The 21,624-nt window shown below is 68.1% G+C and carries 24 protein-coding genes; 14 read left to right on the forward strand and 10 right to left on the reverse strand.

Features of this window, described 5'->3' with window-relative positions:
- Positions 1-132 precede the first annotated feature (132 nt).
- The 4 genes from ACFTE1_RS21930 to ACFTE1_RS21945 are packed head-to-tail and all read right to left on the reverse strand — an operon-like array spanning position 133 to position 2,696.
- Positions 133-516, reverse strand: coding sequence for a YbaB/EbfC family nucleoid-associated protein (locus tag ACFTE1_RS21930; RefSeq protein WP_380623248.1), 384 nt, complete (start codon positions 514-516; stop codon positions 133-135).
- 14 nt (positions 517-530) lie between these two features.
- Entirely contained in the window at positions 531-851 is a 321-nt protein-coding gene (locus ACFTE1_RS21935) for a YbaB/EbfC family nucleoid-associated protein (RefSeq protein ID WP_380623250.1), read from the reverse strand.
- A 35-nt stretch (positions 852-886) separates the two neighbouring features.
- Positions 887-2,356, reverse strand: a complete 1,470-nt coding sequence (locus ACFTE1_RS21940) for a hypothetical protein (RefSeq protein ID WP_380623252.1) — start codon at positions 2,354-2,356, stop codon at positions 887-889.
- 7 nt (positions 2,357-2,363) lie between these two features.
- Positions 2,364-2,696: a WXG100 family type VII secretion target gene (locus tag ACFTE1_RS21945; RefSeq protein WP_380623254.1), complete on the reverse strand. Its 333-nt coding sequence runs from the start codon at positions 2,694-2,696 to the stop codon at positions 2,364-2,366.
- 306 nt (positions 2,697-3,002) lie between these two features.
- Here ACFTE1_RS21945 and ACFTE1_RS21950 point away from each other — a divergent pair, with 306 nt between their 5' ends.
- From ACFTE1_RS21950 to ACFTE1_RS21975, 6 genes are all read left to right on the forward strand, one after another.
- On the forward strand, positions 3,003-3,290 hold the full coding sequence (locus ACFTE1_RS21950; protein WP_380623256.1) for a YbaB/EbfC family nucleoid-associated protein: 288 nt from the start codon (positions 3,003-3,005) through the stop codon (positions 3,288-3,290).
- 1 nt (position 3,291) lies between these two features.
- Positions 3,292-3,684: a YbaB/EbfC family nucleoid-associated protein gene (locus ACFTE1_RS21955; protein ID WP_380623258.1), complete on the forward strand. Its 393-nt coding sequence runs from the start codon at positions 3,292-3,294 to the stop codon at positions 3,682-3,684.
- 11 nt (positions 3,685-3,695) lie between these two features.
- Positions 3,696-4,040, forward strand: coding sequence for a hypothetical protein (locus tag ACFTE1_RS21960; RefSeq protein ID WP_380623261.1), 345 nt, complete (start codon positions 3,696-3,698; stop codon positions 4,038-4,040).
- A 37-nt stretch (positions 4,041-4,077) separates the two neighbouring features.
- Entirely contained in the window at positions 4,078-5,109 is a 1,032-nt protein-coding gene (locus ACFTE1_RS21965) for a hypothetical protein (protein ID WP_380623263.1), read from the forward strand.
- 2 nt (positions 5,110-5,111) lie between these two features.
- A complete protein-coding gene (locus ACFTE1_RS21970) occupies positions 5,112-6,287 on the forward strand; it encodes a hypothetical protein (protein WP_380623265.1) in 1,176 nt (391 codons plus the stop codon).
- 129 nt (positions 6,288-6,416) lie between these two features.
- Positions 6,417-7,121 (forward strand): hypothetical protein, encoded by a 705-nt coding sequence (locus tag ACFTE1_RS21975; protein WP_380623267.1) that lies wholly within the window; start codon positions 6,417-6,419, stop codon positions 7,119-7,121.
- A gap of 16 nt (positions 7,122-7,137) precedes the next feature.
- Here the strand turns inward: ACFTE1_RS21975 and ACFTE1_RS21980 are convergent, their stop codons facing one another.
- The gene (locus tag ACFTE1_RS21980; protein WP_380623269.1) at positions 7,138-8,544 is read right to left on the reverse strand and encodes a CCA tRNA nucleotidyltransferase; all 1,407 of its coding nucleotides are present in this window, start codon (positions 8,542-8,544) and stop codon (positions 7,138-7,140) included.
- Between the two features lie 80 nt (positions 8,545-8,624).
- Between ACFTE1_RS21980 and murJ the strand changes: the two genes are divergently transcribed.
- From murJ to trxA, 6 genes are all read left to right on the forward strand, one after another.
- Positions 8,625-10,253, forward strand: coding sequence for a murein biosynthesis integral membrane protein MurJ (gene murJ / locus ACFTE1_RS21985; protein WP_380623271.1), 1,629 nt, complete (start codon positions 8,625-8,627; stop codon positions 10,251-10,253).
- A gap of 53 nt (positions 10,254-10,306) precedes the next feature.
- Positions 10,307-11,878: a protein kinase family protein gene (locus ACFTE1_RS21990; RefSeq protein ID WP_380623273.1), complete on the forward strand. Its 1,572-nt coding sequence runs from the start codon at positions 10,307-10,309 to the stop codon at positions 11,876-11,878.
- Between the two features lie 37 nt (positions 11,879-11,915).
- Positions 11,916-12,572 (forward strand): RNA polymerase sigma factor SigM, encoded by a 657-nt coding sequence (gene sigM, locus ACFTE1_RS21995; RefSeq protein ID WP_380623275.1) that lies wholly within the window; start codon positions 11,916-11,918, stop codon positions 12,570-12,572.
- Positions 12,569-13,318: a hypothetical protein gene (locus ACFTE1_RS22000; protein ID WP_380623277.1), complete on the forward strand. Its 750-nt coding sequence runs from the start codon at positions 12,569-12,571 to the stop codon at positions 13,316-13,318. The genes sigM and ACFTE1_RS22000 overlap by 4 nt, the downstream gene beginning before the upstream one ends.
- Before the next feature lie 137 nt (positions 13,319-13,455).
- A complete protein-coding gene (trxB, locus tag ACFTE1_RS22005; protein WP_380623279.1) occupies positions 13,456-14,385 on the forward strand; it encodes a thioredoxin-disulfide reductase in 930 nt (309 codons plus the stop codon).
- A 48-nt stretch (positions 14,386-14,433) separates the two neighbouring features.
- Positions 14,434-14,775, forward strand: a complete 342-nt coding sequence (trxA, locus tag ACFTE1_RS22010; RefSeq protein WP_380623281.1) for a thioredoxin — start codon at positions 14,434-14,436, stop codon at positions 14,773-14,775.
- 239 nt (positions 14,776-15,014) lie between these two features.
- On the opposite strand, the gene ACFTE1_RS22015 is transcribed toward trxA, so the two are convergent.
- Positions 15,015-15,641, reverse strand: a complete 627-nt coding sequence (locus ACFTE1_RS22015) for a GNAT family N-acetyltransferase (protein ID WP_380623283.1) — start codon at positions 15,639-15,641, stop codon at positions 15,015-15,017.
- A 532-nt stretch (positions 15,642-16,173) separates the two neighbouring features.
- Here ACFTE1_RS22015 and ACFTE1_RS22020 point away from each other — a divergent pair.
- Positions 16,174-17,712: a peptide MFS transporter gene (locus tag ACFTE1_RS22020; protein ID WP_380623285.1), complete on the forward strand. Its 1,539-nt coding sequence runs from the start codon at positions 16,174-16,176 to the stop codon at positions 17,710-17,712.
- A gap of 137 nt (positions 17,713-17,849) precedes the next feature.
- Here the strand turns inward: ACFTE1_RS22020 and ACFTE1_RS22025 are convergent, their stop codons facing one another.
- From ACFTE1_RS22025 to ACFTE1_RS22035, 3 genes are all read right to left on the reverse strand, one after another.
- On the reverse strand, positions 17,850-18,041 hold the full coding sequence (locus ACFTE1_RS22025; protein ID WP_380623287.1) for a hypothetical protein: 192 nt from the start codon (positions 18,039-18,041) through the stop codon (positions 17,850-17,852).
- Between the two features lie 113 nt (positions 18,042-18,154).
- Positions 18,155-18,418 (reverse strand): heavy-metal-associated domain-containing protein, encoded by a 264-nt coding sequence (locus ACFTE1_RS22030; RefSeq protein WP_380623289.1) that lies wholly within the window; start codon positions 18,416-18,418, stop codon positions 18,155-18,157.
- A gap of 58 nt (positions 18,419-18,476) precedes the next feature.
- The gene (locus ACFTE1_RS22035; protein ID WP_380623291.1) at positions 18,477-18,803 is read right to left on the reverse strand and encodes a metal-sensitive transcriptional regulator; all 327 of its coding nucleotides are present in this window, start codon (positions 18,801-18,803) and stop codon (positions 18,477-18,479) included.
- A 295-nt stretch (positions 18,804-19,098) separates the two neighbouring features.
- On the opposite strand from ACFTE1_RS22035, the gene ACFTE1_RS22040 reads away from it, so the two are divergent.
- Positions 19,099-20,088 carry a C40 family peptidase gene (locus ACFTE1_RS22040; protein ID WP_380623293.1) on the forward strand — a complete coding sequence of 330 codons (990 nt, stop codon included), beginning with the start codon at positions 19,099-19,101 and terminating at the stop codon, positions 20,086-20,088.
- Positions 20,089-20,157: 69 nt separating this feature from the next.
- Here ACFTE1_RS22040 and ACFTE1_RS22045 read toward each other — a convergent pair whose 3' ends face one another.
- Positions 20,158-21,603 carry a GuaB1 family IMP dehydrogenase-related protein gene (locus ACFTE1_RS22045; RefSeq protein ID WP_380623295.1) on the reverse strand — a complete coding sequence of 482 codons (1,446 nt, stop codon included), beginning with the start codon at positions 21,601-21,603 and terminating at the stop codon, positions 20,158-20,160.
- Positions 21,604-21,624 lie beyond the last annotated feature (21 nt).

The following is a 21,624-nucleotide window of genomic DNA, read 5'->3' on the forward strand; positions in this document are numbered from 1 at the left end:
TGGATTCCCTTCCGAGTACGGCTACAGGCCATGGTAGCAATGGCGGTCAATGGCTCTGTCGGCCCGATTCCGCCGGGTGTGAAAGCGGAGGCCGCCTGCGCCGATACGGTGCGGGCGGCCTCCGCGGAAACGTCAGCGCAACCGGTTGCGCAAGTCGGAGGGAATCTGCCTCTCGACCATTCCCGCGATGTCGATTCCGCCTTGGAGGCGCTGCGCCATATCCGTGACCTTGAGCGCGTATTTCGCCTTGGCCTCGTCGATGACTTGACGGATCGTGTCGGCCAGGGCGCCGCGACGGCGCAGGGCGCCGTCCTGGATGTCGATGGCCTCGATGGAACCCTCGCTGTCGAGGCGGACGCGGACCATCCCGTCCTCGCTCACCGCCTCGACGGCGGCCTCGGCCATCTCGGCGTCGAACTCCTCGAACGCGGCGAGAGTGCTCTCGGCGGCCTGGTGGATCTCCTCGAGCTTCCGCATGGCCTCCTCCGGAGAGGGGCGGTCGATGTTGTCGCTCATGTGTCGCTCCTTTCCTAGTCGTCCTGCGGCCGGCGACCGAGGTCGTCGGGGCTGATCGTGCGTCCGAAGACCTCGCTCATGCGCGAGCTCATCTCCTCCTGCACGCGCCTCTCGGCCTTGCGGAGGGTGTCGACGATCAACTCGCCGAGCTCGGCGCCGGACTTTTGGAAGGCCCGGTGCGTGAGCTCCATGTCCTTGATGGAACCGCCGGCGCCGACGATGACGCGGACGGCGCTGTCGTCCGAGCTCACCTCGGCCTCGACCGACTTGGCGATCTCCTCGACCTGCCGGGACTGCTGCTGAAACTGCTGTTTGAAGTCCATTTCACTGCTCACTGTCGATTACGGGCGCCGGGGGCGCGCGAGTCCTGCTAGCCGCGGGCGTTGTCGACCCGCTCCTGGGCGGTGTCGACCTGGTCCTGGGCGTTCTGCAGGGTCTCGTTCTCTCCCCCGAGGGTGTCATTCGCGCTGCCGAGCGTCTCCGAGGTGGAGCCGAGAGTGTCGGACGTGCCATCGGCGACCTGGTTGAAGCCCTGCTGGTAGTTGCCGTCCATGATGTTCTGGGCGCCGTCGTACACCGTGGAGGCGTTCTCGACCGTGTCGTTCACCGCCTGGTGGGTGCTCTCGGCAGCCTCGGCGCGCTCGCTGACGGTGGAGGCGTTGTCCGAGGTCGAGCTCAGGAAATCGCTGGTGCTGTTGAGGTAGTCGTTGTTACCGCCGGTCATGTCGTTTACCGCGCCGGCAGTCTCCGACAGCCCGCCGGCGGCCTCGCTGACGCCGTCGGCCGTCTGCTGGGTGCCCTCGAAGATGTCCGTCAGGCCCTCGTCGACATTGCCGCTCGCGATGTCCTGGACGCCGTCGGCGACGGTCTGGACGCCCTCGATGATCTCGTCCTTCTGCTCCCACGCCTGCATGACGCCGTCGTAGGCGGTCTTGGCGTTCATGAGGAAGTCGATGATCGGGCGGATCTTCTCGATGACGTTCTGGACGACCTCGATGACCTTCATGGCCTTCTCGAAGATGTCCATCGCCTTCTTGATCCACTCCCAGGCCTTCATGACCAGCTGGGCGACCTTGCGGACGGTGTCGGCCACGGCCACCGGGACGGCGGCGCCGAAGGTGACGACGCTGGAGGCGATGTAGGGCACGATGCGCTCGAGCACCCACTGCACGCCCTGCTTGATGAGGTCGAGGACCAACTCGTACAGGTACGTGGCGACCTTGGCCATCAGCTGCAGGAGGTAGTTGAGGCCGTTGGCGACCATGCCCATGCTGCTGATCGCGTCGGCGGCCTCCTGGATGCGGGTCTTGGCCGCCGCGGCCGCCTCGCCCTCCCACTCCTGGAGGGGCGCGAGGCCCGCGTCGGCGACGTAGGCGCCGACCTGGGAGCAGCCCTCGGACACCGACACCCACATCTCCGCGGAGGTGTTCATGCGCTCGTCGTTGCCCGTGACCATCTTGACGAGGTCCTGGAGCGGGTCGAAGGCGTTCATGAGGAAGTCCACGATCGTGCCCGCGAGCCACTCCACCGGGTTGGCGGAAACCTCTTCGATGATGCCCTGGAACTCCGAGGCCGCATCGGTGATCGTGGAGATGTTCTCTTCCATGTTGCCGGCCAGCTCGGTCACGCTGTCCCAGTCGGTGAGCGTGTCCACGCTGATGTTGGAGACGTCGTCGACGATGTTGCTGCCGGCGTTGTAGGCGTCCACGCCCTCCTGGACGCCGTCGATGTTCTCCTTGGCGGAGTCGGCCACCTTGTCGGTGTTCCAGGCGTCGGCCTCCAACGGGCCCGGGTCCTGGGTCGGGGCCTCGTCCTGCCAGGTCAGATTAGAGTCACTCATTCTGCGCCTACTTCGGGGTGTTCACGGAGTCGAGGGTCTCGCCGATGTTTCCGACCTGCTTGGCGATCTCCTCGTCGATCTCCTCGTACTTGTCGGCGGCCTTCTCCACTCCCGTGGCGACGCCGTCGACCGCTTCCTTGGCGTCGGCGATGCTCTGGTGGAAGAAGTTGGCGACCATGAAGTACGGAGGGGCGAGCACGAGCCCCGGAAGCCCCCACATCCACCAGTCGGGGTCGGCCTCCTTCGCGTACTCGGCCAGTTGGTCTATTTCGCTTTCTGCCTGCTTGATGTCGCCGGAGGACTGCCTGAGCTGCTCCGGGTCGACGCTGAAACCTGTCATCGTGGGTCTCCGTGTCTTCCGCTGCTGCACCGGGGAGGTGCGGGCTGTGTCGAGGGAGGGCAATACCCGCTGGTCTCTCGAGCCGGGGCGTTGCTCTGAATCGATTCGTTCTATATTCAGTCTGCAGTTTATGTGATACGCGCCAACGCGGTCCAGAGCAGGGGACGGCCGGGGAGAACTCGCCCATTCACGGGCGCGGGCCCGCGTAACGGGCCTGTGCCGAAGGGGAGTTCCGACAAGGTGTCCGCACAGCTCTCCCAGCGAGGCTACCCAGGGGGACCGCCGGTCGATCCGTATAATGCTCGCGTGCGAGGAAACGAATTCAACGACCAGGCCGCCCGCCTCAGGCAGGCCGCGGCGGACATACGGGCGGAGGCCCAGTCGGACGACCACGCGGTGACCGTCACCGTCTCCCCGGGCGGAGGAGTCCTGGACATGGACCTCTCCCACCGCGCCTTCCAAATGTCCGGCAACGAGCTCGGCGCCGCCATGGTCGACGTGATAGCCAAGGCCCGCACCGAGGCCGACCGGAAACTGTCCGACGAGGTGAACCGTGTCATGGGCGTCAGTCTGCCGCAGGAGAGGGAGTTCTGACATGCCCGAGGAACGCCCCATGGACCTCGCCGAGGCGATGGCCAAGATAGAGCAGATCCAGAAGAACGCCCAGGACACCCTCGCCAAGGTTGCCGAGCTGGAAGCGGAGCACGGCGCCGACGAGACGACGGCGACCTCCGAGAACGGCATGGTCACCGTCGTCCTCGACAGCGACGGAGAGATAACCGGCATCACGATCGACGACTCCGCTCTCCGCCTGCGCGGCAACCTCGTCGGCGTCGTGCTGGAGACCATCCGCGAGGCGCAGGGCACCCACGCGATGAAACTGGCGAAGATGGCCGAACAGGCCGCACCGGGAATCGGCCTCTCCGACCTCGTGGAGAGCCAGATGCCGGCCGGCGTGCGCGACCGCGCGCGGGACAACCTCGGATAAGGGAGGCGACCATGGCGGACAACGTTCAGGACATCGAGGCTATCGACGACGCGCGAGACCGCCTCAGGCAACTGGCGGAGGACAGCAGGAAACTCCAGGAGGCGGCCGCCGGCGCCGACCCCGGACCGGGCACGTGGGGGATCATCCTCGGCCTGACCATCGGGATCGCCTACGAGGCGACGGTCGGCAGCGACGTCGAGACCACCCTCGAAGACCTGCCGCTGGCCCTGGAGGGCAACGCCATCCGCCTGGACATGTGCGCGCGGAACTACGAGAGCACCGAGGAGAGCGTCGTGGCGGCCCTGACGGCCATCCAGGGCGAGCTCGAAATCCACACCTACGGACCGACGGGATAGGGGAGAGGCCGTGTCAGACTCGGACTACCAGTCCACAATGGACAAATTGGACGATCCCGCGCAGCGCGACGTCTTCCAGACCAACGGCACGGACGCCGGCTGGGGCGCCACGGCCGTGGGCACCGGCAAGAACATCATCAGCGGCGTCGAGGAAGGCGACATCAGCCAGGTCGTCGCCTCAAGCTCCGAGATGCTCGCGCAGGGCGTCGGGTACGTGACCGACCCGCTCGGGTGGCTCATCGGCAACGGCGTCGACTTCCTCGTCGCCTACATCCAACCGCTGCAGGACATCCTCGGCCTGGTGGCGGGCAACCCCGAGCGCTTCGACGACGCGATCAGCCGCTGGGCCGACATCGAACAGGCCGCCTACGCGCTCGGCGAAGAGGTCCAGTCCATCTTCGAGGGCGGCATCGGCGACTGGAAGGACCAGGCCGCGACGGCCGCCGAAGGGCGCCTGCAAGAGCTGGGCGACGCCATCGGGGCGATCGGCATCAAGGCCGGCACCTGCCAGAAATGGCTCGGAGCCGCCCAGTTCCTCGCCGAAGTCCTCATGGCGGTCATCAAGGGCATCATCACCGAGATCGTCAAGGAACTCATCATCACCTGGACCGCGGCGCTCGCCGCGGCCGTTCCCACCGCGGGCGCCTCCACGGCGGCGGCCGGCACCTGGACGATCAAGGCCGTCGCCCAGGCGACTCTGAAGGCCTCGGCCAAGGTGTTGACGGGGAAGAACCTCGCCGGGATCCTCAAGAGGGCCATGTCCGAGTTCGGCAAGGACATGAACATGATCAAGAGCCCGCTCGGCTGGGCCAAGAACGTCAAGAACATGGGCAACCTCGGCGAGCAGGCCGGCGAGGTGGCCGGCCAGGTGAGGAACGTCCTGCCGTTCGTCACGAGCGGGTCGAACAACTACTGGGCCAGGGACCACAAGGACGACGACCCGAACGCGGCCTCCCCGGACGACCTGGGCTTCGAGTCACAGTCGGAGGAGGAGATCCAGGACGTCATCGACGACAACTCCCCGAGCTTCTACCACAACGGCCGACCGGTCGAATGGAAGACGCAATAGCCTTGTTCGACGGAAAGTGGAAGATCGCCCGGCACCCGGCGGCGGTCGAGGCTCCCCTGTGGAAGAGGCCCGCCCGCCGTCCGGGCGTCGGGAGGGTGCAGGTCATCGTGGAGAGCCGCCGCCCCGACCGGGCCGGCTTCGCCGCCATGGCGCCGGTGGCGCCCTATCCCAACACCCCCGTGCTGCTGGTGGACGGCAGGCCCGTGACACAGGGGATCGGGGAGGTCTGGCTGGAACTCGCACCCGGCCGCCACCACTTCGCCGTGCAGAGCGGGCGGACGTCGGGCTACTGGATTCTGGACGTCGAGGAAGAACAGGACTACCGGCTGGACGAGTTCACCCGCTACGGCAGGAACGAGATCCGCAGGGACGTCTTCCTCTCCGAGCGGTTCATGGGGTCGACCGGGGGCGGGGTCCACGGCCGGCTCCACTTCACCGCCCAGATGGTGCTGGGAATCCCGATGATCCTGAGTCTGCCCTACCTGCTCTACATGTTCGTCGTGACCACCGTCCTCGGCGACGGCGCGGAGGCGGACCGCTGGCTCTGGGCGGGCCTCTGGTACTTTCCGGCCGCCGTCCTCCTGACGGGCGTGCTCATCCTGGTCCAGTACGTCCAGAAGAAGAACGCGCCCGAGCGGGTCCTGCCCCCGTTGGAGCACGGCGCGATCACGCTGCTGCCGTACCTGGAGAAGAAGGTGCCCGGCGGGAGCGGCGTAGTCCTCGATTTCCAGTGGGGCATAGCCGATCAGGAGTTCCGGGCGAAGGAATACGACCTCCTGGACCTCAGAGAGCACGGCCAGCCATTCATGCCCCGAACGCTGTACTGGATGCGCCCGCCGAGGATCGCGAGTGGAGACGGCGTTTCAGAGGCCTTCTGGGGCCGGGTCTGGATGCCGCTGGCGCCCGGGCGCCACGAACTGCGCCTGGGAGTTCCCCGGCAGGCGTCGCAGGGCGACGCGGGTCGGGAGCCCGAGTACCTCTGGGAGGACCTGACGGTGGACGTGGAGCCCGAGGGCGTCGTCCATGTCGTCGTGCAGGCCGAAGCGCGGCAGGACGTCTACGACAAAGACTACGACGTTGTGGCGACCGGCCTGTTCGCCTTCCCGGAGACGGTCGAACGCGACGGCGAGTTGCCGGACTTCTTCGACCTCGACCTGCCCGAACGCACCGTCCACTGACGGCGCTCGCGGCGGTCCCCGGACGACTCCCGGGGCCCTGTGGGTCGCTGCGGAGCCCGGGCCGGCGGCTGCACTAAGCTTCCGTGGGCGGCGCGAGCCCGCCGACGACTTCGACTGTGAGGAAACGGAATGACGAAGAAGACCATCCGAGGCGCCGGTGTGGCGGCGTCTCTTGCGCTCCTGTTGTCGGCCTGTGGCGGACCGGGGGACGAACCGGCCCCCGAGGACGAGGCGCAGCCCCAGGGCGAGGCGGAGCAGGCGGACATCGCCGATACCGACGTGCAGGCCGAAGTACGGGGCTGGGCGGCGTGCGAGAAGTTCGGAGCGGACTTCGACGCGGTCGTGGAGCGTTTCGGCATCGAACCGCACAACGGCGGTCCCGTCAGTGCCGACCAGGGCATCGGACACCCGCAGGAGTTGGTGGAGTGCACGGACAACGTGGTGCTCAGCTCCGACCCGGAGCGCGCGGAGGCGACCATCGACGGCAGAGTGTCGATCGGCGTCTCGGCCGCACCGACCGCAGAGGACGCGACGGCGGACGTCGACCGGCTGCTGGCGGAGGCGCGCGAGGACGTCGAGGGCGACCTCGAGGAGAAGCCCGTCGAGGGCGCCTGGGGCGAAGGACTCCTCCTGCACGGCGACTACGGGTTCGGCGAGACCTACAGCGTCTACGCGGCCACGGGCGTCCTCACGGTCCGGGTCGTGCTCGAAGCGGGCACGGAACAGGACTTGGACCTGGACGGAGCCGAGGAATACCTGACGGAGACCACGGTCCCCTCCGTGGTGGCGACCGTCGAGGGAGCGCTGGAGGAGGCCGGCCTGGACGCCGGATAGCCGGCGCCCGACGGCCTCAGCCGACCAGGCCCTCGTCCTTGGCCCAGGCCTTGAGTCGCTCTATCGCCTCGTCGCGGGGCAGGGGGCCCTCTTCGAGCCGCAGCTCCTTCAGGAACTTCCAGGCCTTGCCGACGGTCGGTCCCGGTCCGACGCCGAGGATCTCCATGATGGCGTTGCCGTCGAGGTCGGGGCGGACGGCCGCGAGGTCCTCCTGCTCCTTGATCTGCGCTATGCGCTGCTCGAAGGAGTCGTAGTCGGCCTTGAGGCGGTTGGCCTTGCGCCGGTTGCGAGTCGTGACGTCGGAGCGCACCAGGAGGTGCAGGCGGTCGAGGTCGGACCCGGCGTCGGAGACGTAGCGGCGCACCGCCGAGTCGGTCCAGCCGGCCTGCCCGTAGCCGTAGAAGCGCAGGTGCAGGTAGATGAGGTGCGCGACGGTCTCGGTCTCGGCCTTGGAGAACTTCAGGGCCCGCATGCGCTTGCGCGTCATTTTGGCGCCCACGACGTCGTGGTGGTGGAAGGTGACGTTCCCGTTGGACAGCACGTCCTTGGTGGCGGGCTTGCCGATGTCGTGCAGCAGGGCGGCGATGCGCAGCAGGACGTCCGGCCCGGACTCCTCCATCGCGATCGAGTTGCGCAGCACCTGCAAAGAGTGCTCGTAGACGTCCTTGTGCTGCGCGTGCTCGTCGATCTCCATGCGCAGCGCCCCCAGCTCGGGGAGGAAGCGGTCGGCCAGGCCGGAGTCGACCAGGACCCGCAGGCCCTTGACCGGGTCGGGAGTGGCCATGAGCTTGGTGAACTCGTCGCGGACCCGCTCGGCGGTGATCCGGGACAGCTCCGGCGCCAGGTCCTCCATGGCGGCGAGCGTGTCGGGCTCGATCTCGAAGTCCAGTTGAGAGGCGAAGCGCGCGGCGCGCAGCATCCGCAGCGGGTCGTCGTGGAAGGACGTCTCGGGGGAGGAGGGCGTCCGGATCGTGCGCCGGGCGAGGTCGGCTATGCCGCCGTGGGGATCGGCGAACTCGTGCCCGGGCACCGAGACCGCCATCGCGTTGATGGTGAAGTCGCGGCGCTTCAAGTCGTCGGTAATATTGTCCCCGAACGCAACGACGGGGTTGCGGGTCACTCCGTCGTAGGCGTCGGCGCGGAAGGTGGTCACCTCCACCTGCTCTCCGCGGAAGAGGCCGCCGATGGTGCCGAACTCCGCGCCCGTCGTCCAGGTCGTGGAGCACGCGTCGGAGAGTATCCGCAGGGTGTCCTCGGGGCGGGCGTCGGTCGTGAAGTCGAGGTCGTGGACTCCGCGCCGGAGGATGGCGTCCCGGACGGGACCGCCCACCAGGTAGAGTTCGTATCCGGCGTCGGCGAAGAGGCGCCCCAGGTCGTCGGCCAGGGAGGGAACCGTGATGGCACTGTGGTTAGATTCAGACATCGCCCCACCAGTTTACAGTCTCTCCCGCGTGCCCCTCGGCACAGACCGCTGAGACGTTACCCCAGGTAGAAAGGACTGTAGTGAGCGCAACCGCTACAGAGGGCGTAGCCCGGTCGAGCATTGTGATGGGACTGGGGTCCCTGGTGAGCCGAATCACCGGCTTCGCTCGGACCGTGGTCCTGTCCGGTGCCCTGGGAGCGACGCTCCTGGGCAACGCCTACACCACCGCCCAGTTCTTCCCCCAGATGATCTTCGAGCTGGTCATGGGCGGTATCTTCACGGGCATCATCCTCCCCCTGTTCGTCAAGGCCAGGAAGAACGACCTCGACGGCGGCGACGCCTTCACCCAGAGGATGCTCACACTGGCCTTTGTGCTCCTCGGACTGGCCACTGTGGTCGCGACGCTGGCGAGCCCCGTCGTGGCGCTCACGGCCGACCCGGGCGACCCGCGCGAGATCGTCACCAGCCTCTCCTACTGGATGATGCCGGCCCTGTTCTTCTACGGCATGGCGGCGATCCTCGGCGGAGTCCTCAACTCGCGCGACCACTTCGCGGCGCCCATGTGGGTGCCGATCATCAACAACCTGGTGGTCATCGCGGTGGGCGTGGCCTTCTGGGCCGTGTTCACCGGCGCGGTCCCCTTCAACACGGCCGACCAGATCACCCCGGGGATGATCATGCTCCTGGGCGGCGGCACCCTGGCGGGCATCGTCATCCAGGTGTTGGCCCTGCTCCCGGCGCTGAAGAAGGTCCACTTCCGCTGGAAGTGGCGCTTCGACTTCCGCGAGCTGCCGCTGCGCAAGATCGCCCGGATGGCCTCGTGGACGATCCTGTTCGTGGTGGCCAACCAGCTGTCGGTCCTGCTGGTCATCAAACTCGCGAACATGGCCTACGGATCGGCCAAGGACGAGGGTTTCTGGGTGCCCGGTCCCATCGTCTACAACAACGCCTACCTGATCATGATGATGGTCTACGGCATCATCGGCGTCTCCATCGTCACCGCCCTCATGCCGCGCATGACCAGGGCCGCCGACGACCGCAACTGGGGGGAGCTGAAGGAGCAGCTGGCCGGGGGCACGCGCATGATGTCCTTCCTCGTCATCCCGCTGGCGGTCATCCTCGTGGCGCTCAACCAGCCGGCCGCGTACGCGGTGTTCAACTGGGGCGTCTACCTGGACGACCAGGCCACGGCGACGGGCTACGTGCTCGCGGTGGCGGGAATGGCCCTCCTGCCGTTCGCCATGAGCCAGATCCAGTACTACGCGTTCTTCGCGCAGACCGACACCCGCATGGTGGCCCTCATCAACCTGCCGGTCATCATCTTCCGCGTCGCCTTCTACCTCTTCGCGTTCGCGCTGCTGCCGATGGAGTGGGTGGTGGTCGGCCTGTTCGCCGCCAACGGGATCTCGTACGTCGTCTCCGTGTTCCTGACCACCGCGATACTCCGCAAACGCTTGGGGCTGCTGGGAATGGGCAACATCCTCAAGGGCCAGCTCGCCATGCTCGTCGCGGCCCTCTGCGGCGGGGCCGTCGCCTGGCTCGGTTACACTGTGTGGCCGGATCCTCTCGGCGACAAGTTCCAGCAGATCCTCAGCTCGGCCGTCCTCGGAGGCGCCGCGTTGCTGGTATACGTGGTCGTGTGCATGGTCCTGCGAGTGCATGAGGTACGCGATCTTCGCTCGCTGGTGCGTTCGAAACTCGGACGGTGACCGGTAAACTCGGTGCCGGGGCCTCGAGCCCGACATAGACACAGGGAGTTTGAATGACGGACAGCGCTGACCTGCCGGAGGTCGGAGAGCTTCTCGCGCAACGCTATCGCCTCGACGAGTACGTCGGAGGCGACGGCGGCAAACGCAGCCTCTGGCGCGGCACCGACGTCATCCTCAACCGCACGGTGGCCCTGGTGATCAGGGTTCCCGGCGGAGACGAGGCCGTTCCCACGATGAACGCCGCGGTGGCCGCCTCCCGGGTGGTCTCCAGCTCGATGGTGTCGGTCTACGACGCCGTCGACGAGGGGCGCTTCGCCTACGTCGTCCGCGAATGGGTCGACGGCGAGCCGCTCTCGGCGGTCCTGGAGAGCCGGCCCCTGCCGGAACCGGACGCCCTCGAACTGGTCGCCTCCATCGCCGACCCGGTGACGGCCCTCCACGACGTGGCCATCGCCCATGGGCACCTGCACCCGGCGACCCTGCTGCTGTCGGAGGACGACCGCATCATGGTCACCGAGCCGTACAACGAGGAGGGGTCCACCGCCGAGGACGACGTCCGCGCCCTGGGAGGCCTCCTCTACGCGGGGCTGACCGGGTACTGGCCCGCCGTCATCCCCTCCAGCTCGATCCTGTCGCCGGCACCGCTCGCCGAGGACGGCAGCGTCCAGCCCGCCCACCTGGTCAACCCCGACGTCTCCGAAGAGGTGTCCGAGCTCGCCGCCAGCCTCGTCGAAGGCACCGGGGACGTCACCACGGCCGCCCAGGTGGCCGACCGCTTCCGCGAACTGGCCGACAAGCGCGGCCGTGAAGGATTCGACGCCCTCGCCGGCACGCAAGTCCTGCCGGCGAGCGCGTCCGCAGCCGAACCGGCCCTCGACGAGACGGCCGTCGCCCCCGCGCCCGCCGCACCGGAGCCGGCCCCGCAGGCAGGGCTCCTCCCGCGCGAGTCGAGCGCACCGGCCTCCCAGAAGGAGGGGTCCGCCCGCCGCCACGCCCTGGTGGCCGCCGTCGCCGGAGTGGCCGTCATCGCGGTCATCCTTGCCGGCGTGTTCCTCTTCGGCGAGGACTCCGAGGCCCCGCCCGAGAACGCCGGCTCGGAGGAGACCCAGTCGGAGGACACCGACGAGAACGAGCAGCCCGAGGCGCCGGTCCCCGCCGACATCACCGCCGCCGACGCCCGCATCGTCGACCCGCCCGACGGGAAGCGCGACGAGCTGAGCGGGGTCGAGAACCTCTTCGACGACGACCCGGACACCGGCTGGAGCACCGACCGGTACAACCCGCCCGCCACCTTCGGCAACCTCAAACCGGGCATGGGCATCCTCGTCGACCTCGGCGAGGAGACCGAGGTCGCCTCGGTCCGCGTCGGAATGCACGACCCCGGCGCCGAGGTCGGCCTCCTGTCCGGCGACGAGGACTACGGCGACAGCTCCGAGGGCGACCTGGAGATCGTCGAGAAGTACTCCGAGGCCGTCGCGCCCTCCGAGGCCGAGGCCAACGTCGAACTCCGTCCGGACGGCGAGCTCAAGACGCGGTATATAGTGGTGTGGGTAACCTCGCTGCCGCAGACCACCAGCGGCTACAAACTGACTGTGAGCTCGATAGATGTTTTCGTCCGCGAATAGAGGGCGCGCCGGTGCGCCGGACGCCTAGGTGATGCCCATGCCCCGACAGCCCGGTGCCCGCCCCGAGCCCGAAACGGGCGACGCCGAACTCCTCTCACGCCACATCAAAGGCGACCGAGAGGCCTTCGGCGAGCTCTTCCGGCGCCACCGCACCCGGTTGTGGGCCGTCGCGGTCCGCACCCTCGGAGACCCGGAGGACGCCGCCGAGGCCCTCCAGGACGCCATGATCAAGGCCTACCAGTCCGCCTCCGGATTCAAGGGCAAGTCCGCCGTCTCCACCTGGCTGCACCGCATCGTCGTCAACTCCTGCCTCGACCGCATCCGCTCCAACCAGCGCCGCCGCGCCCTGGCCGAGCGCAACACGCGCGAGAGCCCCGGCGAGGGCTCCGTCGAGAACGAGGACATCGCCCTCTCCCTGACCGTCCGGGAGGCGCTCGTGAAGCTGCCGCCCGAACAGCGCACCGTCCTCGTCTACGTCGACATGCTCGGCTATCCGCTCGACGAGGTCGCCGAGATCCTCGCCGTCCGGCCGGGCACCGTCAAGTCCCGGGCCGCGCGGGGAAGGAAGAAGATGGCGAGCTGGCTCACGAGCGCGGGCGCCGAACGGAACTCCGGAGAGAGCGGAGACGTCTCATCACCACACCCGCCCGGACAGAGGGACATCGCGACGGAGAGGAGGGGAACGAAACCGTGAGCGCCTCCCAGCAGCCCTGGACGCCCGACGACGTCGCCGCCGCCCTGCGGCAGGCCGACGGCGACCACGACGCCCTCCCCGAGTCCGTGGAGCGCCGCCTCGACGCCGTGCTCGACCGCCTCCCCGAGGCCGGGAACCTCGGTCCCGCCGTCGAACCGCACCGCTGGACCGACCGCTTCCGCTCGCTGCGGCCCCGCATGGCCGTGGCCTCCATCGCCCTGACCGCGCTCGCGGTCGTCTTCGTCGGCGCCGTGGTGATGCCGCTGGCCCTGCAGGACGACGACGAACCGGTCAACGACGTCGCCGGGGAGAACCGCGAGGAGTTCGAGCCGGAGGCCGAGAAGGGCCTCGACGACGAGGGCAAGGACATGGGAGCCCTGGACGGGGAGACCGAGTCGCCCCTGCAGCAGGAGACCCTCCGCCTGGCCGCCTCGGGCCGCGACTACACCGCCGACGAGGACGTGCTGGCGTTCCTGCGCGAACTCAGGGCGGGGAACGAGGTCTCCTCCGAGGACGCGCCGCTGGAGCTGCGGCCGCTCATCGAGGACTCCGAGTCGTGGCGCGCCTGCCAGGACGCCGTCCTCAAACGCTACGACGCCATCCCCGTGAAGGCCGACTTCGCGACCTTCGACGGCGAGGACGCCGTGGTGTTCCTCCTGTTCTCCGACAACGGCGGGGACACCGCCGTCGCCGTCGGCCCCGCCTGCGCCGACGGCCAGGTCGACCAGCTGTACGTCTCGGAGTAGCCGAGGGCGTGAACCGGCGCCTGACACGCGTGGTCGCGGTGGCCGTGACCGGCCGCACATGGCACTCTCGGAGGGGAATAGGCGCGCGTTGGAGCGCGTTGGCCGGACTAAGACAGACGCGAGCCCCAGGAGAAGCTGTGAGTGGAGAAATCAGGAACGTCATCATCGTAGGCTCGGGCCCGGCCGGGTACACCGCGGCGGTCTACGCCGCCCGCGCCGACCTCAAGCCCTTGGTCTTCGAGGGATCCCAGTTCGGCGGCGCGCTGATGCAGACCACCGACGTGGAGAACTACCCCGGCTTCGTCGACGGCATCATGGGCCCCGACCTCATGGACGAGATGCGCAAGCAGGCCGAGCGCTTCGGCGCCGAGCTGGTCCCCGAGGACGTCACCCGCGTCGAGCTCGACGGCGCCGTCAAGAAGGTCTGGGTCGGCGACGAGGAGTACCACGCCCGCTCCGTCATCTTCTCCACCGGCTCCGCCTTCCGCCGCCTCGGCGTCCCCGGCGAGGAAGAGTACATGGGCCACGGCGTCTCCGCCTGCGCCACCTGCGACGGCTTCTTCTTCCGCGACCAGAACATCGTGGTCGTGGGCGGCGGCGACACCGCCATGGAGGAGGCCACCTTCCTGACCAAGTTCGCCGAGAAGGTCACCATCCTCCACCGCCGCGACACCTTCCGCGCCTCCGCGGTCATGGCCGAGCGCGCCCTGGAGAACCCCAAGATCGACGTCAAGTGGAACACCGTCGTCACCGAGATCCTCGGCGAGGACCAGAAGGTCACCGGCGTCCGCGTCAAGGACACCGTCTCCGGCGAGGAGAGCGTCATGGAGGGCGTGACGGGCCTGTTCCTGGCCATCGGGCACGACCCGCGCTCCGAGCTGGTCAAGGGACAGCTGGAGCTCGACGACGACGGCTACGTCGTCACCGAGGGCAAGTCCACCAAGACCTCGGTCCCCGGCGTCTTCGCCGCCGGCGACGTCGTCGACCACTACTACCAGCAGGCCGTCACCGCCGCCGGAACCGGCTGCATGGCCGCGATCGACGTAGAGCACTACCTGCAGCCCTAGGGCCGCGGGCACCCAGCTTTTCACACACCGTTCAGAGGAGAGGTAATCATGGCAGCCACCAAGTCCCACACCGAGGGCAAGGCGCTTCCCGTCACGCAGGACGAGTTCGAGGGCGAGGTCCTCAAGTCCGACAAGCCGGTCCTGGTCGACTTCTGGGCCACCTGGTGCGGCCCGTGCCGCAAGGTCGCCCCGCTGCTCGACGAGCTGGCCAAGGAGCAGGACGGTGTCGAGATCCGCAAGCTCGACGTCGACGCCAACCCGAACATCGCCCGCGACTACAAGGTCATGAGCATCCCGACCATGATCCTGTTCAAGAACGGCGAGCCCGCCGACCAGATGGTCGGGGCCAACTCCAAGCCCGTCATCAAGAAATTCGCTGGCATCGCCTAACGGACCCGAAGCGAAAAGGGGCCTCCGACTTTGAGTCGGGGCCCCTTTTTTTACTCTATCGGCCCCGAGGGCCTTCGGCTCCGGGGGCCTCTGCTTTGCTCCGTCGCAGGCAGGCAGGCAGGCAGGCAGGCAGGCAGGCAGGCAGGCAGGCAGGCAGGCAGGTACGTAGGGAGGTAGGGGAAGTAGGTAGGGGAGTATGTAGGGGGCGCAGGGGAGGAGAGGCCGAAGGCGAACCCTCCTCAGAAGCCCTGGAGGCCCCTCTGGCGCGGCGATCCCGTCCCCTCCTTGACGAGGGCCATGCTGCTGCTGTCGAGCAGCAGGAGGTCTATCTCCGTCTGCATGTCGTGGTCGGCCGCCGCTTCGGCCTCGCGGGTGATGGCGCCGTGCATCTCCATCCGCAGTCGCGGGTAATTGCGGTCGGGCGCCACCGTTTTGAATCCGACGGAACGGAAGAAATCGGCCGGAGCCATGCAGGCGTCCTTTTCCGCGCGCGAGTCCCCGAAGGCCTCCATCGCGTATATCCCCTTGCGCCTGACATCTGCCGCGGCGGCCTGTATCAATTGCCGCCCAACGCCTTTGCCCACCAATTCGGGAACCACGTAAACGGTCGTGACGAGGGCGGCGTCGGCGCTGACGGGGCCGGAGGGGAATTCCGCGGCGCGGGGGACGAACTTGGGCGAGGCGTAGACGACGAAGCCGGCGGGCTTGCGCCCGTGAAAGGCGAGCCTCCCGCACGATCCCCACTCCAGCAGGGTCTGCGAGATCCAGGCCTCTTTCTCCAGCTCGGGGTCGCCCACCTCCAGGGCCGCTTCGGCGCACAAGGGGGAGAGCTCCCAGAAGACGCAGTTGCGGCATTTGCGCGGCAAGCGGCTGAGAGTATCCAGGTTCAGGTTTTCTATCCGGCGCTCCTCCACCTGTCAAGGTTACTCCCGGGCACGGCGAGGCCGAGAGGGAACCGAATCCCATTCTGTCGCATTCGCGTCATACACGTGAACGTCACTGACTTTGGTCGAGTTCACAAATACGAAGTGTATGAAATGGACCGATTTTGTGTAAATATTCACTGGGCGCGGTCGGGGATCGCGCCTTTATCGAGGTGTTCCCCGCATTTTTCTTATATGGAAGACAATTGTGATTTACGTGCTGTGGACGGGTCTTTCCCCATGGCGCTAGTTTCGTCATTCGGGCAACTTCGCGGCAAGGCATTGTCCACACTGATGTCACCGCTCCGGGGAGGAGCGCGCCCACATCGACCGAGACGCCTGTGCCCAACGCCGGGGCGCCCCGGGACGCCGACGCCCGAGTCGACGGCGGCGCCGCCCGCGGCGGCCGCGTGACGGCCGCCGACACACACCGTGCCCACAAACCGTGCGCACCTCACGGAGGAGAAATGACCCCATGAGTCGATCCGGAACGCCCGGACGGGGCGAACCCGACGACGCCGCAGCGGCGGACCCCACGCTGGACAGGAAGTTCTTCGGCCACCCGCGGGGACTGGCGGTCCTCTTCGGCACCGAGATGTGGGAGCGCTTCAGCTTCTACGGCCTCCAGGGCATCCTGGTCCTCTACCTCACGGCGAGCATCGCCCAGAACGGCCTCGGCATGGACGAGACCGTCGCCGTGCCGATCGCCTCCATCTACACCGGAATGGTCTACCTGACCGCCCTGCCCGGCGGCTGGCTCGCCGACCGCGTCTTCGGCAACCGCAAGGCGGTTCTCATCGGCGCCGTCATCATCATGCTCGGCCACATCTCCATGGCCGTGCCGGTCGACGGGCCCGCCTTCGTCTTCACCGGACTCGCCCTGGTCATCTGCGGTACGGGCCTCCTGAAGCCGAACATCTCCGTCCTGGTCGGCCACCAGTACCACGAGGACGACGACGCCCGCCGCGACGCCGGCTTCTCCCTGTTCTACATAGGTATCAACCTCGGCGCCTTCCTGGGCCTCCTGGTCACCCCGTTCCTGGCCGGCGAGGACCGCTGGCACCTCGGCTTCTCCGCCGCCGCGGTCGGGATGGCCATCGGCATCGCCTTCTACATGTGGGGCTGGAAGCGGGTCTCGGGCCCCGGCGACAGGCCCAGCCGGCCGCTGGAACCCGCCGAGAGGACCCGCGCGATCCAGTGGACCGCCGGAGGGCTCCTCGCGGCCGCCGTCGCGGTGGCCGTCTGGATCTGGTCGGGAACCTTCAACCCGGTCACCGTCCCCCAGGTCATCACGTACCTGGGCATCGTCCTGGTCGTCGGCTACTTCGCCTACATCTTCCGCCAGAAGGACCAGATGACCGAGTCCGAGCACACGGGCATGAAGGTCTACGTCGGGCTCTTCATCGCGGCGGTCGTGTTCTTCATGCTGTTCCAGCAGATCGGCTCCGTGCTGACGGTGTTCGCCGAGAACGCGGTGGACCTGAGCGTCTTCGGCATGGGGATCCCGGCCGGGGCGACGCAGAACTTCAACACCTTCTACATCATCATCTTCGGCGGCGTCGCCGCCGCGCTGTGGGTGAAGCTGGGCGACCGCTTCAACGCCGCCAAGAAGTTCACCCTGGCGCTCGTCCTCATCGCCGTGGCCTTCGTCCTGCTGGGATGGCTGCAGGCCGCCGCCGACGACGGCGCCGTGATCGGGCTCGCCTGGCTGGCCCTGGTCTACCTGTTCATCACCTGGGGCGAGCTCTCGCTCTCTCCGGTCGGCCTGTCGGTGACCTCGGCGCTCGCGCCGAAAAAGCTGCGCGGCCAGATGATGGGCGTCTGGTTCCTGGCCCCCGCGGTGGGAACCCCGATCGGCGGCCAGGCCTACGCGGCGCTGCAGCCGAGGATCGGCGACTCGGGCTTCTTCTTCGTGATGGCCGCCTGCGCGGCGATCACGGGAGCGGTCCTGCTGGTCTTCGTGCCGAAGCTGGGACGCCTGCTGGCCAGCGTCGGGCACGGCGCCAAGTCGTAGGGATTTCTCGAGGGCCCGTCGGGCGCCTTCGGCCCGTGCTCAGCGAGCGGGGAACCTGAGGACGGGCCCTCTCGTAAGCAGACGCGGAGCGGCCGGCGGGGACCCGTGGTCCCCGCCGGCCGCTCCGCGTTCGTCGTCTACGACCAGTGCGGTGGACGCTCGTCGAGGAGCTCCAGGTCGCGGGCCGAGAGCTTCCTCCCCGCTCGGCGGTGGGAGCGGGCGGGGCGCTCGCCCCAGCCCTGGTCGGTGTCGTCCATGGTCTGGTCAGGGATGATGGAGATATCGTCCTCGCCGAGCTCGACGGGGCGGTCATCGTCTGAGTGAGCCATGCTCCGAGCATAGCTCTCCGTGTCCGCTCGGGAGCGGCTAGGCGGCGCGCGGCGCCCGGCGGGGGCATGGAAAAGGGCGCCCCCTCGGGGACGCCCGGTGAAGTTCGGGTGAACTAGCCGCAGGAGCTGCCGCCGCAGCAGGAGCCGCCCTCGGCCTTGGCCTGGTCGACGGCCTTGCCCTTGAGCTCGTAGCCGGCCTCGTCGATCGCCTCGCGGACCGTGTCGAGCTCCAGCTCCTTCTCGCTGGTCACCGTGACCAGGCCGCCCTCCAGGTCGACGGCCACGCCGGTGACGCCCCCGACCTCTTTGAGCTCTCCGGTCACGGCGGTGACGCAGTGTCCGCAGCTCATTCCCTCGACCTTGTAGGTGCTCTCCATGCTGTTCTCCTGTTCTTCGCTCTTATTTCACGATCGGTGAAAGGGAGTGCCGTCGCCGTTAGGACCGCAGCAGGCGGGCGACGGCGGCGCTGGCTTCCTTGACCTTGGCTTCGGCCTCTTGGGCGTCCCCGGAGGTCTGGGCATCCGCGACGCAGTGGGCCAGGTGGCCTTCGAGGAGGTTGACGGCCGCGGCCTGCAGGCCGCGGTTGACCGCGGATATCTGGGTGAGGATGTCGATGCAGTACTTGTCGTCGTCCACCATGCGCTGCAGGCCGCGGACCTGCCCCTCGATTCGCTTGAGGCGCCGGACTATCGCGTCCTTGTCGCCGTGGTACCAGTAGTGGGCGTCGCCGCCCTCGCAAGTCTTGGCTTCCGTCTCTTCCATGAAGTCCTCCTCTGAGAGCGATTGTATACCCCCAGGGGGTATAGTGCAAGTCGGTCGGGGCGCGAATCGGGAGAACCCTGCGTACCACAGCCGCGCCCTACCGTATTAAATTGTGCCAGTTATTGAGAATTGCTCGCTCAGGCCTTGTCAAGGCCCGAACGGCGCGACTAGCCTCAGAGAGGTTTCCAGAACGCGGTCGCCTCTCGCCTTCGCGACCGCTTCTGAGGGAAGGCCTCCCGCCCCGAACGACCGGGGGCCGACGATTCCCGCATAGTCAGAGGAAGGAGCACTCCGAGTGCTTGACAGTGAATCTACCGCTCGCCCCCGTGCCTCCGCTGACCCGTTCCCCGCCTCGAGCGGCATTCGCCGCACCGTCAGGCTCGTAGCCGTCGGCCTCATGGCCGGGGCCGTCCTCCTAGCCCCGGCGGCCGCCCACGCCGAGCCGAGCGAGGACGAGATCCAGTCCGAGCTCAACGACCGCAACGAGGACCTCGACGCGGTCATCGAGGAGCACAACGAGAAGCGCGAAGAGCTCAAGAAGGCCGACAAGCTCATCGAGAAGATCGAGGAGGAGCTGCCGGAAGCGGAGAAAGAGGTCGCCGACGCGCAGGCGAAGATCGCCGACATCATCGCCGACGCCTACATCAGCGGCGACACCGCCTTCGTCAACGCCGTGCTCAGCGGCAACGGCAGCGACCTGGCCGACAGGGTCGGGTACCTCTCCAGCCTGACCAGCGCCCAGCAGGACAGGCTCGACGAGTACCTCGGCAAGGCCGCCGAGCTCCAGTCCAAAAAGGAGGAACTGGAGAAGCTCAAGAAGGACTCCGACAAGATCCTCAAGGAGCTCGAGGAGAAGAAAGAGGAGATCGAGAGCGAGGTCGGCGACCTCCAGTACCAGCTCGACGAGATGAACAAGCCCGACCCGGTCACCTCGAACTACAACGGCGACAATTCCGGCGTCGTCCAGTTCGGACTCGACCAGCAGGGCGAGCCGTACGAGTGGGGCAGCTCCGGGCCGGACACCTGGGACTGCTCGGGCCTGGTCCTGGGATCCTGGGCCACCGCGGGAGTCTCCCTGCCGCACAGCGTCCAGATGCAGTGGGACTACGTCGCCCACGTCTCCCGCGACCAGCTCCAGCCCGGAGACATCGTCTTCTACGAGGGCCTGGGCCACAACGCCCTCTACATCGGAGACGGCCAGGTCGTCCACGCGCCGCAGACCGGCGACGTGGTCCGCGTGGCGAGCATGGACATGATGGGCATCGCCGGCTACGGCCGCCCGTAACTCCATAGAGCACAGACGAAGGGGGCCTCCCGCCGCACGGCGGGAGGCCCCCTTCTCGACTGAGTCCGGCTACCAGCTGCGCGGCACCGGGGCGCCCTCGGTGAACCCGGCGGCGCTCTGAATGCCGATCCGGGCCCTCTCGTGGAACTCCTCGAGATCCCCGGCCCCGGCGTACGTGGCGGCGGAGCGGACCCCGGCCACGATCGAGTCGACGAGGTCCTCGATGCCCGGGCGGGTCGGGTCCAGGTACATCTTGCCCGACGAGATGCCCTCCTCGAACAGCGCCTTGCGAGCCTGCTGGAAGGGGTTGTCCCCGGCGGTGCGCAGACGCACGGCCCGCGCGGAGGCCATGCCGAAGTTCTCCTTGTACGGCTTGCCCTCGGCGTCGTAATGCAGGTCGCCGGGGGACTCGTAGGTCCCCGCCAGCCACGAGCCGATCATGACGTTCGAGGCGCCGGCGGCCAGCGCCAGGGCCACGTCGCGCGGGTGACGCACCCCGCCGTCGGCCCAGGCGTGCCTGCCCAGGCGGCGGGCCTCGGCGGCGCACTCCAGCACCGCGGAGAACTGCGGGCGGCCCACACCCGTCATCATGCGCGTCGTGCACATGGCGCCCGGGCCCACGCCGACCTTCACGATGTCGGCCCCGGCCTCGATGAGCTCGCGGGTCCCCTCGGCCGTCACCACGTTGCCCGCGGCGATCGGCAGGTGCGGGGCGGCCTTGCGGGCGATCCCGACGGCCTCGACCATCCGGCCCTGGTGGCCGTGCGCGGTGTCCATGACGATGAGGTCGGCCCCCGCGTCGGACACGGCCTTGACCTTGGCCTCCACATCGCCGTTGATGCCCACGGCGACCGCGATGCGCAGCCGCCCGTTGGCGTCGGTGTTCGGCGTGTAGAGGGTGTTGCGCAGGGCGCCGGGCTTGGTGAGCACGCCGACGAGGCGGCCGTCGACGTTGACCACGGGGGCCAGCTTGACCTTGGCCTCGTTGAGGCGGTTGAAGGCGTCCTCGTCGGAGATCCCGTCGGGAAGCGTGATGACGTCCGTCGAGGCGATCTCGGCCAGCGGCGAGAAGCGGTCGACGCCCTCGCAGTCCGAGGCGGAGACGACGCCGACGGGCCGGTGGCCCGAGTCGACCAGGATGACCGCGCCGTGCGCGCGCTTCGGGATCAGCGCCAGCGCCTCGCCCGCCGTGGCGGTCGGCGGCAGCGTGATCGGCGTGTCGCAGTGGACCGGGCGCTTCTTGACCGTGTTGATCGTGTCGGCCACGACGTCGAGCGGAATGTCCTGGGGAATGACGGCCAGGCCGCCGCGGCGCGCGAGCGTCTCGGCCATGCGCTGGCCGGACACCGCCGTCATGTTCGCGGCGACGAGCGGGATGGTGTTGCCCGTCCCGTCGGAGGTGGAGAGGTCCACCGAGAGCCGGGAACCCACGTCCGAGCGGGCGGGGACCATGAAGACGTCGGAATAGGTGAGATCGTGGCCGGTGGCCGGGTCAGGGCCTTTAACGAAGTGCATAGTACTTCCTCATATCAACGA

Source organism: Salininema proteolyticum (genome assembly GCF_042685645.1).
GTDB lineage: Bacteria > Actinomycetota > Actinomycetes > Mycobacteriales > Micromonosporaceae > Salininema > Salininema proteolyticum.